This is a genomic window from Xenophilus sp., from assembly GCF_044462705.1.
Lineage (GTDB): Bacteria > Pseudomonadota > Gammaproteobacteria > Burkholderiales > Burkholderiaceae_C > Xenophilus > Xenophilus azovorans.
This window is the reverse complement of sequence record NZ_JBIQNC010000153.1, coordinates 1-12638: the sequence shown is the minus strand read 5'-3', so window position 1 is coordinate 12638 and position 12638 is coordinate 1. Positions and strand designations below refer to the sequence as shown.

The 12638-nt window shown below is 72.0% G+C and carries 12 protein-coding genes and 1 pseudogene; 4 read left to right on the top strand and 9 right to left on the bottom strand.

Annotated elements, in window-relative coordinates; genetic code table 11:
- A pseudogene (locus tag ACIY1X_RS19415) lies at positions 1-190 on the bottom strand (hypothetical protein); the annotation flags it as partial.
- Between the two features lie 6 nt (positions 191-196).
- Positions 197-742, bottom strand: a complete 546-nt coding sequence (locus ACIY1X_RS19410; protein ID WP_399683651.1) for an OmpA family protein — start codon at positions 740-742, stop codon at positions 197-199.
- 102 nt (positions 743-844) lie between these two features.
- Between ACIY1X_RS19410 and ACIY1X_RS19405 the strand changes: the two genes are divergently transcribed.
- Complete coding sequence (locus ACIY1X_RS19405) at positions 845-1537, top strand: gamma-glutamylcyclotransferase (RefSeq protein WP_399683655.1); 693 nt, start codon at positions 845-847, stop codon at positions 1535-1537.
- A gap of 10 nt (positions 1538-1547) precedes the next feature.
- Positions 1548-2084: a superoxide dismutase family protein gene (locus ACIY1X_RS19400; protein WP_399683649.1), complete on the top strand. Its 537-nt coding sequence runs from the start codon at positions 1548-1550 to the stop codon at positions 2082-2084.
- Between the two features lie 12 nt (positions 2085-2096).
- Here ACIY1X_RS19400 and ACIY1X_RS19395 read toward each other — a convergent pair whose 3' ends face one another.
- Positions 2097-3212, bottom strand: coding sequence for an ROK family protein (locus ACIY1X_RS19395; RefSeq protein WP_399683647.1), 1116 nt, complete (start codon positions 3210-3212; stop codon positions 2097-2099).
- 85 nt (positions 3213-3297) lie between these two features.
- Between ACIY1X_RS19395 and ACIY1X_RS19390 the strand changes: the two genes are divergently transcribed.
- A complete protein-coding gene (locus tag ACIY1X_RS19390) occupies positions 3298-4827 on the top strand; it encodes a glycine betaine ABC transporter substrate-binding protein (protein ID WP_399683644.1) in 1530 nt (509 codons plus the stop codon).
- A gap of 21 nt (positions 4828-4848) precedes the next feature.
- Here the strand turns inward: ACIY1X_RS19390 and ACIY1X_RS19385 are convergent, their stop codons facing one another.
- The 6 genes from ACIY1X_RS19385 to ACIY1X_RS19360 all read right to left on the bottom strand — a co-directional run bounded on the left by ACIY1X_RS19385 (position 4849) and on the right by ACIY1X_RS19360 (position 11683).
- Positions 4849-6285: an aldehyde dehydrogenase family protein gene (locus ACIY1X_RS19385; RefSeq protein WP_399683641.1), complete on the bottom strand. Its 1437-nt coding sequence runs from the start codon at positions 6283-6285 to the stop codon at positions 4849-4851.
- Positions 6286-6321: 36 nt separating this feature from the next.
- Positions 6322-7422, bottom strand: a complete 1101-nt coding sequence (locus tag ACIY1X_RS19380) for an SMP-30/gluconolactonase/LRE family protein (RefSeq protein WP_399683639.1) — start codon at positions 7420-7422, stop codon at positions 6322-6324.
- A gap of 49 nt (positions 7423-7471) precedes the next feature.
- Entirely contained in the window at positions 7472-8809 is a 1338-nt protein-coding gene (locus ACIY1X_RS19375; RefSeq protein ID WP_399683636.1) for an enolase C-terminal domain-like protein, read from the bottom strand.
- A gap of 28 nt (positions 8810-8837) precedes the next feature.
- On the bottom strand, positions 8838-9755 hold the full coding sequence (gene kdgD / locus ACIY1X_RS19370) for a 5-dehydro-4-deoxyglucarate dehydratase (protein ID WP_399683634.1): 918 nt from the start codon (positions 9753-9755) through the stop codon (positions 8838-8840).
- 61 nt (positions 9756-9816) lie between these two features.
- Complete coding sequence (locus ACIY1X_RS19365; RefSeq protein WP_399683632.1) at positions 9817-10794, bottom strand: Bug family tripartite tricarboxylate transporter substrate binding protein; 978 nt, start codon at positions 10792-10794, stop codon at positions 9817-9819.
- Positions 10795-10897: 103 nt separating this feature from the next.
- Positions 10898-11683, bottom strand: a complete 786-nt coding sequence (locus tag ACIY1X_RS19360) for a FadR/GntR family transcriptional regulator (protein ID WP_399683653.1) — start codon at positions 11681-11683, stop codon at positions 10898-10900.
- Between the two features lie 105 nt (positions 11684-11788).
- Here ACIY1X_RS19360 and ACIY1X_RS19355 point away from each other — a divergent pair, with 105 nt between their 5' ends.
- Complete coding sequence (locus tag ACIY1X_RS19355; protein ID WP_399683630.1) at positions 11789-12637, top strand: NAD-dependent epimerase/dehydratase family protein; 849 nt, start codon at positions 11789-11791, stop codon at positions 12635-12637.
- The last annotated feature ends 1 nt before the right edge of the window (position 12638 follow it).

The following is a 12638-nucleotide window of genomic DNA, read 5'->3' as shown; positions in this document are numbered from 1 at the left end:
CCTGCGGATGGAAGGCGTCGCCCTCGATGAGCGGCAGGCCCAGCGCGCCGGCCAGCGCCTCGCCGAGGCTGGACTTGCCGCAGCCGGACACGCCCATCACCACCACCCAGGCCGGCGCCGGCAGGCGCCCGCAGAAAGCGGAACGCCCGGCGTCGGCCGGGCGTTCGCATGGCGTGCGGTGTTCGCTCACACCGTCTCAGTCGACCAGCCGGACCTCGACCCGGCGCGCCTGCGCGTTGCTGCCGCTGCCGGTGCTGACGGCGGGCTTTTCCAGCGTGATCTTCCCGGCCGGCACGCCCAGGCCGGCGAGCACGTCGCGCACCGTCTCGGCGCGCTTCCTGGCGAGCTGCTCGTTGACCGCCGCGTCGCCGGTGGTGTCGTGGAAGCCGGAGACGATCGCCTTGCGCCCGGACTCCACGCCCTTGAGCACGATCGCCAGCGCCTCGGCGGCGCCGGGCGCGATGTCGGCGCTGCCGGTGGCAAAGTAGAAGTTCACCGTGTCACCCTCGACGCGGATGCTCGCGCCCTCGGGCACGGTGGCCACCACCGTCTCGGTGATGACGGCCACGCTGGTGGCCGGCGCGCCGGCCGGCGCCGCGGCGCCCTCGGCGGCGCCCGCCTGCGGCAGCCCGTAGTGATAGACGGCCGCGCCCACCACGCTCAGGACGACGAGGGCAATGAGGGCGAAGATCAGCCCGAGCGCGAAGCGCTGCTGGCTGTCCTCGTCGGAACGCGTGGACATCGGATGGTCTCCCAGGGAAAGAGGACGGTAAATAATCGGTTCGTGAACCATGAGCGCGAAATTGTAGGCGCCGCGGCGCCGGGCCCCGCCGGGCCGGACCGGCTGCCCGCGCCCCTGCGCGACCCCCAGCCCCTGCTCGACCGGACGATCCACGAATGGGGCGGCCACCAGGACCTCTGGCTGTTCGGCTACGGCTCGCTGATCTGGCGGCCCGAGTTCGACTTCGCCGAGCGGCGCGCGGCCAGGGTGCACGGCTGGCACCGGGCGCTGAAGATGTGGAGCCGCGTCAACCGCGGCAGCCCCGACAACCCCGGCCTGGTGTTCGCGCTGCTGGCCGGCGGCAGCTGCCAGGGGCTGGTGTTCCGCGTGCCGGCCGTGCAGGGCCTGGAGACGCTGGGCCGCCTGTGGCTGCGCGAGATGCCCACCGGCGTGTACGACCCGCGCTGGCTGCACTGCATCACGCCGGGCGGGCCGGTGCGGGCGCTGGCCTTCACGCTCTCGCGCCGCAGCCCCAACTTCACCGGCACCCTGCCCGACGCGCGCTACCGCGAGATCTTCGCCAGCGCCGCCGGGCGCTACGGCACCTCGCTCGACTACGCGCGCCAGACCCTGGAGGAGCTGCGCCGCCACGGCATCCGCGACCAGGCCCTGGCGCGCCTGCTGCGGCTGGCCGGATCGCTCGAAGAGGCGGCATCGGCTGACGCGGCGGCGGCGGGCGGCGGGGCTACGCTGCATCTTTCCAGCCAGCCGGCTCCGGCCCGCCAGCCGCCTTCTTCATCCAACGGAAGCACCTGACATGATCCGCATGAATCCCCTCGCGACGGCCGCCGCCGTCATCGCCGCCGCGGCGGCGCTGTCGGCCTGCAGCGGCATGGGCACCGGCCGCGCCGCGGCCCGCGCCGACCTGCGGCCCACCGCGGCCGTCCAGCCCAACACGACCACCGGCACCGTCCGCTTCACCGCGCTGGACCACGGCGTGCGCGTGGCCGGCGAGGTGCGCGGCCTGCCGCCGGGCACCGAGCACGGCTTCCACATCCACGAAAAGGGCGACTGCGGCGACAACGGCAACGCCTCGGGCGGGCATTTCAACCCCGCCGGCGGCACGCACGGCAAGTTCGGCTCCGCCGGCACCCATGCGGGCGAACTGCCGAGCCTGGTGGCCGATGCGTCGGGCGTCGCGCGCTTCCGGGTCGACGTGCATGCGATCTCGCTGAGCGAGGGCGCGGCCAACAACGTGGTCGGCCGCGCGCTGGTGGTGCACCGGGACCGCGACGACTTCACCACCCAGCCCGCCGGCAACTCCGGCCCGCGCATCGCCTGCGCGGTGATCGTGCCGGGCTGAGCGGCGGGGCGCCTATGAGGCGCCCCTGCCCTTCTTCCCGTTTTTCTTCCCCTCCTTGGGCGCCGGCTTCCTGTTGACGTAGCTGGCGTTGCCCAGGCCGGTGCCGACGGTGAGCACCGCCCAGCGCTTGACGTCGCGCATGAAGGGCAGCTCCGACAGGCCCTGCACCACTGCGTCGTTGTGCATCAGCACCTGCGTCGGCGCCTCGCCGATGAGCGGCAGTTGCTCGCGCAGCGCCGTCGGCAGGTGGAAGCTGTCGGCCGCCCAGTTGCCCGGCAGGTTCTGCGCGCCGCGGGCGATGGTGCCGTCCTCGCGGATCAGCCCCGGGCAGGCGATGCCGACGAAGGGCGCCAGGCGGATGCGGTGGCGGCGGCTCCACGCGATCATCTCCTGCAGCATGTTGACCAACCCGTCCACCAGCGCGGTGCGGCTGGGCTCGTCGTCGGCATGGCGCCACTTGATGCGCCGCGCGACCCGGGCGTGCGACAGGTCCTTCGCCTTGCCGCGGCGGAACTCGACGATGCCGCAGCGCACGTTGGTGCCGCCGATGTCCAGCGCCAGCAGCGCGTCGGCGTGCTCGGCGAAGTGCGGCGGCGCCAGGTGCACCCAGCCGATCAGGCCGCCGTCGTCCGCCTCGTGGCGCAGCCGCGCCAGTTCCACCGGCACGCCGTCCGCATGGCACAGCGCCGCCGCCTGCAGGATGGTGCGCTCGCCGACCTCGCTTTCGGAGAAGCCGCCGCCGATGACGACGCGGCGCACGCCCTTCCAGCTCTTCTGCCGCATGAAGCGGCGCACCACCTGCGCCAGTTCGTCGGCGAACACCTCGACCGAGCCGCGCAGCAACTCCGCGGCCTGCCGGCCGGCCTTGCCGCGCAGGGCGCGGTCCAGCGTCTTCTTGCCGAGCTTGGCCGAAGGCAGCCGGCCCAGGGGGTCGGCATGGCCCTCGTCGCGCAGGCGGCGGCGCCTCTCGTCCAGCAGGCGGCGGAAGGCGGTCTGGCTGGCGCGGTCGCCGATGAAGCCGTCGTCGTCCTCCACCTCCAGGTTGTAGCCGGCGATGTCCACCAGCGGCAGTTCGGTCGGGCCGTGGTGCGCGCCGACGACGCTGGGTGCGTGGGCCTTCTTCGTCATGTTCCGATGTTGCGCGGCGGCGGAGGCCGGCGCGTGTAGGAGCACAGCGGCAGTGCGTTGCGGGTCCGATCGCTAAACTGCCGCGATGCGTACCTGGCTGACGAAGGCCCTCGGCCTGCTGGCGATGCTGACGCTGGGCTTCGGCATGCACGGCGCCGCGGCGCAGGACGGCCGGCCGCTGACCATCGGTTCCAAGCGCTTCACCGAGTCGTACATCCTGGCCGAGCTGCTGGCGCAGGCCGCCGCGCCGCACCTGCCGGCGCGGCCCGTGGTGCGGCAGGGGCTGGGCAACACGGCCATCGTGTACGAGGCCCTGCGCTCGGGCGCGATCGACCTCTACGCCGAATACACCGGCACCATCTCGCAGGAGATCCTCAAGAGCCCCCGCCCGCTGTCGATGCAGGCGATGAACGAGGCGCTGCGCCCGCTGGGGCTGGGCGCGGCGGTGCCGCTGGGCTTCAACGACGGCTACGCCTTCGCCATGCGCGCCGACGCCGCGCAGCGCCTGGGCATCCGCACGCTGAGCGACCTGGCGAAGCACCCCGAACTGAAACTGGGCCTGACCAACGAGTTCATCGGCCGCGCCGACGGGTGGCGCGGCGTGCAGTCGCACTACGGGCTGCCGCAGACGCCCACCGGCCTGGACCACGGCATCGCCTACGACGCCATCTCGGCCGGGCAGGTGGACGTGATCGACATCTACACCACCGACGCCAAGATCGGGCACCTGGGCCTGGCGGTGCTGGAGGACGACCGGGCGTACTTCCCGCGCTACGACGCGGTGCTGCTCTACCGGCTCGACGTGCCGCAGCGCTTCGCGCCGGCATGGGCGGCGCTGCAGGCGCTGGCGGGCCGCATCGACGAGCCCGCGATGATCGGCATGAACGCGCGGGCGGAGCTGGAGGGCGCGGGCTTCGACGCGATCGCGCGCGACTTCCTGGCCGCGCGCGGCGGCGGCGCCGCGCCCGCCGCTTCCGCGGCCGGCGCGGGCGGCTTCATGGCCCGGCTGTTCGGCCCGGACCTGGGCCGCCTGGCGCGCGAGCACGTGCTGCTGGTGGCCGTGTCCACCGGCATCGCGGTGCTGCTGGGCGTGCCGCTGGCGGTGGCCGTGTTCCCGCATGCGCGGCTGCGGGCGCTGGTGCTGGCAGCCACCGGCCTGCTGCAGACGGTGCCCTCGCTGGCCCTGCTGGCGGCGCTGATCTCGCTGCTGGGCGCCATCGGCACCCTGCCCGCGCTGGTGGCGCTCACGCTGTACGCGCTGCTGCCCATCATGCGCAACACGGTGGCCGGCCTGGCCGAGGTGTCGGCGGGGCTGCGGCAGGCCGGCACCGCACTGGGCATGACGGGCGCGCAGAACCTGCGGCTGGTGCAACTGCCGCTCGCGCTGCCGACCCTGGTGGCCGGCGTGCGCATCGCCGCCACCATCGGCGTGGGCACCGCCACGCTGGCCGCCTTCATCGGCGCCGGCGGCTTCGGCGAGCGCATCGTGACGGGCCTGGCGCTCAACGACCGCGCCCTGCTGATGGCCGGTGCGCTGCCCGCCGCCGTGCTGGCGCTGGCGAGCGAACTGCTGTTCGAGGCGCTGGAATGGTGGCTGCGGCGCGGGCGGGGCTGAAGCCCGCCGCAGCGTGCCGCATCAGGCGTTGGTGTAGGCCGTCTTCACCGTGGTGAAGAACTCCTGCGCGTAGCGGCCCTGCTCGCGCGGGCCATAGCTGCTGCCCTTGCGCCCGCCGAAGGGCACGTGGTAGTCCACCCCCGCGGTGGGCAGGTTCACCATCACCATGCCGGCCTGCGCGTGGCGCTTGAAGTGGGTCGCGTACTTCAGGCTCGTCGTCGCGATACCCGCCGACAGCCCGAACGGGGTGTCGTTGGCCACCGCCAGCGCCTCGTCATAGTCCTTCACCCGGATCACGCTGGCCACCGGCCCGAAGATCTCCTCGCGGTTGATGCGCATGCCGGGCGCCGACTCGCTGAACAGCGCCGGCGCCATGTAGTAGCCATCGGTATCGCGCTTCAGGCGCTCGCCGCCCACGGCCAGCGTGGCGCCTTCGCTCCTGCCGATCTCCACGTAGCCCAGGTCCTGCTCGAGCTGCGACTGGCTGGAGACCGGCCCGATGTCCGTGCCCTGCGCCAGCGCGTCGCCCACCTTGAGCTTCGCCATGCGCGCCTGCATCGCCTCGATGAACTTCGGGTAGATGCCCTCGGTGACGATCAGGCGGCTGGAGGCCGTGCAGCGCTGGCCGGTCGAATAGAAGGCGCTCTGCACGCACAACTCCACCGCCTGTGCGAGGTCGGCGTCGTCCAGCACCACCTGCGGGTTCTTGCCGCCCATCTCCAGCTGCACCTTCTTGTGCGTCTCGGCGCAGGCCACGGCGATGCGCCCGCCCACGCCCACCGAGCCGGTGAAGCTGACGGCATGGATGCCGGCGTGGTTGACCAGCGCGTCGCCGATCACGCTGCCGCGGCCCATCACCAGGTTGAACACCCCCGCCGGGATGCCCGAGCGGTGGATGATCTCGGCCAGCGCCCAGGCGCTGCCGGGCACCAGGTCGGCCGGCTTGAGCACCACGCAGTTGCCGAAGGCCAGCGCCGGGGCGATCTTCCAGGCGGGAATGGCGATGGGGAAGTTCCACGGCGTGATCAGGCCCACCACGCCCACGGGCTCGCGGGTGATCTCGATGCCGATGCCGGGGCGCACCGAGGGGATCGCCTCGCCCGCGAGGCGCAGGCACTCGCCGGCGAAGAACTTGAAGATCTGGCCGGCGCGCGCCGCCTCGCCGATGCCCTCGGCCTTCGTCTTGCCCTCCTCGCGCGCCAGCAGCGTGCCCAGCTCCTCCTTGCGCGCCAGGATCTCGTTGCCGATCTTCTCCAGCGCCTCCGAGCGGGCCTGGACGCCGCCGGTGGACCAGGCCGGGAAGGCCGCCGTCGCCGCGGCCACGGCGGCATCGACCTGCGCGGCGTCGCCCTGCGTGTAGCGGCCGATCACGTCCGACAGGTCGCTGGGATTGACGTTGGGGCTGTAGCCCGTGCCGGCGACCCACTCGCCATGGATCAGGTTGTTGAACTCGTTCACGGGCAATGTCCTCGTTGCTGCTGGAATGGGGCAGGCCTACACCGCCGCATGCGTCTCCACGTAGAGCGCGTAGAGCGAATGGCTGCTCGCCATGTAGAGCCGGTTGCGCTTGGGTCCGCCGAACGCCAGGTTGGCGCAGCGCTCGGGCAGGCGGATGAAGCCGATGGGCCGGCCGTCCTTGTCGAACACTTTAACGCCGTCCATCTCCTCGGGATGGCCCAGGGGCGGGTACGCCTTCATGCCGCCGCCGATGTCGGCCGGCTCGGAGGCCAGCGCGCCGCTGAAGCCCCAGCCGCACCAGAGGTTGCCGTCGCGGTCCACCTTGAAGCCGTCGAAGGCGCCGGGCCCACCGGCGTCGATGAGCTTGGTCTTGTTCGACAGGCCGGTCCCGTCGGCCGAGACGTCGAAGCGCCACATGCTGCGGTTCGGCGTGCCCTTCCACTCGATCACGTACAGGTGCTTCTCGTCCGGCGAGAAGGCCAGGCCGTTGGGGTTGACGATGTCCGTCACGACGGCGGTGATCCGCCCGTCCCTGCCGATGCGGTAGACGTTGGTGGTCGCCTGCTCGGGCGTGGCGCGCGAGCCCTCCCATTCGCCGTTGATGCCGAACAGCGGATCGGTGAACCAGATGCTGTCGTCGGACTTGACGACGACGTCGTTCGGCGCGTTCAGGCGCTTGCCCTCGAAGCGGTCGGCCAGCACGGTCATGCGGCCGTCCTTCTCTGTTCGCACCACGCGGCGCGTGACCGAGTGCTCGCAGGTCACGAGGCGGCCCTGGCGGTCGCGCGTGTTGCCGTTGGCGTAGTTCACGCCTTGTTTGTGCACCGAGAAGCGGCCGGTCTTCTCCTCGTACTTCATGAGCCGGTTGTTCGGGATGTCCGACAGGATCAGCGTACCCGTCTCGGGAAAGTACGCCGGCCCTTCGGCCCAGCGCATGCCGCTGCCGAGCTGCTCGAGCGTGCTGCTGTAGATGCGGTACTTGGCGAAGCTCGGGTCCAGGATGTGGACCGCCGGGTCGGGGTAGCGCTGGTGCGGCCTGAAGTCGAAGGACTGGGCGGCGGCTGCGCCGCCCAGCGCACCGAGGGCCGAGGCGCCGGCGGCCCCGAGCAGGCGGCGGCGGTTCATGGTCTGGCTCATGTCGTGTCTCCGGTGGTCGATCCCGTCGCAAGGGTGGAGCGCCGCGCGCTCAGCGCACCATGCAGGGACGCTTGTTGTCGAAAGTCCAGCCCGGGATCAGGTACTGCATGGCGACGGCGTCGTCGCGCGCACCCAGGCCGTGCTCCAGGTACAGCGCATTGGCGCGCTGCAGCGCCTCGCGGTCCACCGTCACGCCCAGGCCGGGCGCCTGGGGCACCTCGATGAAGCCGCCGCGGATCTGCAGCGGGTTCTTCGTCAGGAACTGGCCGTCCTGCCAGATCCAGTGCGTGTCGATGGCCGTCACCCTGCCCGGCACCGCCGCCGCCACGTGGGTGAACATGGCCAGCGAGATGTCGAAATGGTTGTTGGAGTGCGAGCCCCAGGTCAGCCCCCAGTCGCGGCAGGTCTGGCCCACGCGCACGCTGCCGGCCATGGTCCAGAAGTGCGGGTCGGCCAGCGGGATGTCCACCGACTGCAGCGCCAGCGCATGCGCCATCTGGCGCCAGTCGGTGGCGACCATGTTGGTGGCGGTGGGCAGGCCGGTGGCGCGGCGGAACTCGGCCATCACCTCGCGGCCCGAGAAGCCGCCTTCGGCGCCGCAGGGGTCTTCCGCATAGGCCAGCACGCCGCGCATGTCGCGCATCAGGCGGACGGCGTCCTTCAGCAGCCAGCCGCCGTTGGGGTCCAGCGTGACGCGCGCCTGCGGGAAGCGCCGGGCCAGGGCGGTGACGGCCTCGACCTCCTGCTCGCCGGGCAGCACGCCGCCCTTGAGCTTGAAGTCGTTGAAGCCGTAGCGCGCGTGCGCGGCCTCGGCCTGGCGCACGATGGCCTCGGGCGTCATGGCCGCCATGTGGCGCACCTGGGTCCAGTCGTCGGTGCCGGTGGCGTCCTCGCCGGGCTTCAGGTAGGGCAGGTCGGTCCTGTCGGAAGGGCCGACGAAAAACAGGTAGCCCAGCACCTCGACGCGCTCGCGCTGCCGGCCCTCGCCGAGCAGCGCCGCCACCGGCACGCCCAGGTGCTGGCCGAGCAGGTCCAGCAGCGCCGACTCGATGGCCGTGACGGCATGCACCGCGACGCGCAGGTCGAAGGTCTGCAGGCCGCGGCCGCCCGCGTCGCGGCCCGCCAGCGCCTGCTGCACCCGCTGCAGCAGTTGCAGGTGCGCGCCCAGCGGCTGGCCCGCCAGCAGCGGCCGGCTGTCTTCCAGCGCCAGGCGGATGGCCTCGCCGCCGGGCACCTCGCCCACGCCGGTGCGGCCGGCGCTGTCGTGCACCAGCAGCACGTTGCGCGTGAAGAAGGGACCGTGCGCGCCGCTCAGGTTCATGAGCATGCCGTCGCGGCCGGCGACGGGGACGACCTCGATCCCGGTGATGGTGGGCGTGTGGGACATGGCGAAGGCTCCGCTCGGCCGCGCCCGCCTACTGCGGGCCCAGCTTCTCGATCAGCGCGGCCAGGTCGCCGGCCTCGGCGTCCGTCAGGTCCGACAGCGGCGGGCGCACCGGGCCGGCGCCGTGGCCGACGATCCGGGCGCCGGCCTTCACGATGCTCACGGCATAGCCCGGCCGGCGGTTGCGGATGTCCAGGTAGGGCATGAAGAAGTCCTTGAGCAGGCGGTGCTGGGTCGGCTGGTCGTCGTCGCGCACGGCCTCGTAGAACTGCATCGCCGTCTTCGGGATGAAATTGAAGACCGCCGACGAATACACCGGCGTGCCCAGCGCCTTGTAGGCCGCGGCATAGACCTCGGCCGTGGGCAGGCCGCCCAGGTAGCTGAAGCGGTCGCCCATGCGCTGGTAGACCGACACCATGGCCTCGATGTCGCCCACGCCGTCCTTGAAGCCCACCAGGTTGGGGCAGCGCTCGGCCAGGACGGCCAGCGTGTCGGGCCTGTACCGGGCCTGCGCGCGGTTGTAGACGATCACGCCGAAGTCCACGCTCCGGCACACCGCCTCCACGTGGGCGATCAGCCCCTCCTGGCTGGCCTCGGTCAGGTAGTGCGGCATCAGCAGGATGCCGTGCGCGCCGGCCTGCTCGGCGGCCTGCGCGTAGGCGACGGCCTGCCGCGTCGGCCCGCCGGCGCCGGCAATGATCGGCACCGTGCCGCGGCACACGTCCACGGCGGTCTGGATGATCTGCGGGTACTCCTCGGGCGTGAGCGAGAAGAACTCGCCCGTGCCGCCGGCCGCGAACAGCGCGCTGGCGCCGTAGGGCCCCAGCCATTCGAGGCGCCTGACGTAGCCGGCGCGGTCGAAGTCGCCGTTGGCGTCGAAGTCGGTGACGGGAAAGGACAGCAGGCCCGAACTCATGATCTGCTTGAGTTCCTGGGGGGTGTAGCTCATGGTGTGTGTTCCTGGGATGAAGAGATGGGGACGGGGAAGGACGGGCGGGATCGGCGCGGCATCACTCGATGCGCAGGCCGGCCTCCTTCACGAGCTGCGCCCAGCGCGCGCGCTCCTTGTTGAAGAACTGCTCCTCCTCGGCCGGCGCCATCGTCACGACCTCGGCGCCCTGCCCGGTCAGGCGCGAGCGGATGTCGGCCGAGCGGATGACCGCGATCAGTTCGCGGTTCAGGCGCTGCACCACCGCATCGGACGTGCCGCGCGGCGCGCGCACGCCCTGCCAGGTGCCGGACTCGAAGCCGGGCACGCCCTGCTCGGCGATGGTGGGCACCGAGCCCACCAGCGGCATGCGCGTGGCCTTCGACACGCCCAGCAGCTTGAGCTTGCCGCTCTGCACGTGCGGCAGCGTGGCCAGCATGCCGTTCATGAGCACCTGCGTCTGGCCGGCCACCGTGTCCTGGATGGACTGCACGCCGCCCTTGTACGGCACGTAGACCCACCTGGCCCCGGTGGCGCGCTCGACCGCCACGCCCGCCAGGTGCGGCGCGCTGCCGGTGGCGGTGACGGCGAAGTTCAGGTCGGTGGCCTTGGACAGCGCCACCAGTTCCTTCAGGTTGCCGGCCTTCACCGAGGGGTGCACCACCAGCAGGTGCGGCGAATAGGCCAGCATGGTCACGCCGCGCAGGTCGCGGGAGGGGTCGAAAGCCAGCTTCGTGTAGACGGAGGGGCTGATCGCCAGCGCGCCCACGTCGCACAGCAGCAGCGTGTAGCCGTCGGGCGCGGACTTGGCCACCAGGTCGGCGCCCAGGTTGCCGTTGGCGCCCGGCTTGTTGTCGACGACGACGGGCTGCCCCAGCGCATCCGACAGCGGCTGGCTGATGGCGCGCGCGATGATGTCCGACGAGCCGCCCGGCGGATACGGCACCACGATGCGGATGGGCCGGGACGGCCAGGCGTCCGCGGCGCGCACGGACAGGGGAGCGGCCACGGCCGCGGCGCTCAGGGCCGTGCCCAGCCATTGGCGTCGGTTCAGGTGCATGCGCTGTCTCCAGGGTTGGACAAATCAATCATCAGTCATCGTACAACTTAGAATGACTGTTTGCCAAGACCTCGGACACAAAAAAGCCGTGCCGGCTGGCGGCTCAGCGCGCGGCGCTGCCGCCCTCTCGCTGCGCCGCCTCCTGCGCCAGGCGCAGGCGCTCCCGGCTGTTGGTCAGGTGGATGCGCATGGCCGCGCGGGCCGAGTCCGGGTCGCGCCGCGCGATGGCCGCCAGGATCTCCTCGTGCTCGCGGTTCACCCGGCTGAGGTATTCGCCGCCGCGGTCCTGGTTGCGGATGGCATGGACCCGGGTGCGCGGGATGATGGTCGTGCCCAGGTGGGTCATGATGTCCGCGAAGTACGGGTTGCCGGTGGCCTGCGCGATCTGCAGGTGGAAGCGGAAGTCGGGCGAGACCGTGTCCCCCGCCGCCTGCACGTTGCGCTCGAACTCGTCCAGCGCCTCGCGCATGCCCTGCAGGTGCTCCTCGGTGCGGCGCAGCGCGGCCAGGCCGGCGGACTCGGTCTCCAGGCTGATGCGCAGTTCCAGCACCGCCAGCACGTCCACCGTGGTCGCGATGTCGGCCGCCTCCAGCCGGAACATGCCGGCCATGCCGCCGCCGCGCGGCTGCAGCACGAAGGTGCCGATGCCGTGGTGCGTCTCCACCAGGCCCGCGGCCTGCAGCTTCGACAGCGCCTCGCGCACCACGGTGCGGCTGACCCCATAGGCCTGCATGATGGCCGACTCGGTCGGCAGCTTGTCGCCGGGCCGGATCTTCTGCGCACGGATCTTGTCGCCCAGGTCTTCCACCAGGCCCTGGGCGAGGCTGCGCCCACGCCGGCGGGGCGGCGGCGCGGGCCGCGAATCCCCCGGTTCGGAGGGCTGGGGCATCCCCGTTGACAGGCGCGACATGCGCTCATCATAATTCGCCGCCATGTTGTACGACAACAGATGACGTACAGCCTGACGCCCGACGGTCCGCCACTGGAGACACGCTTGCCTGCCGCCATTGCCCCAGAGTCCGATCCCGCTCGCGCACATCCCCATCCCCTGCCCCGCCTGCTGCTCACGGGCGCCGGCGGGGGCCTGGGCCGGGTGCTGCGCGAGCGGCTGACGCCCTTCGCCCGCGTGCTGCGCGTGTCCGACGTCGCGCCGCTGGGCGCGCCGCGCGGCCCGCACGAGGAGGTGGTGCCCTGCGACCTGGCCGACAGGCGCGCCGTCGATGCCCTGGTGGCCGGCTGCGACGCCATCGTGCACCTGGGCGGCGTCTCGGTGGAGCGGCCTTTCGAGGAGGTCCTGGAGGCCAACATCCGGGGCGTCTTCCACGTCTACGAGGCGGCCCGCCGGCACGGCGTGAAGCGCGTGGTGTTCGCCAGTTCCAACCACGTGACCGGCTTCTACCGGCAGGACGAGCGCATCGACGCCCATGCCGCGCGCCGGCCCGACGGCTACTACGGCCTGTCGAAGTCCTTCGGCGAGGACCTGGCGCAGTTCTATTTCGACCGCTACGGCGTCGAGACGGTGAGCATCCGCATCGGCTCCTCGTTCCCCGAGCCGGCCAACCGCCGGATGATGAGCACCTGGCTCAGCTACGACGACCTGGTGCAGCTCGTCGACAAGGCGCTGTTCACGCCCGGCGTCGGGCACACCGTCGTGTACGGGATGTCGGCCAACAGGACCGTCTGGTGGGACAACCACGCCGCCGCGCACCTGGGCTTCGCGCCGAAGGACAGCTCCGAGGTCTTCCGCGCCCAGGTCGAGTCGCAGCCGCCCGTGCCGGCCGACGACCCGAACGCCATCTACCAGGGCGGCGGCTTCACCGCCCAGGGCCCCTTCGGCGACTGAG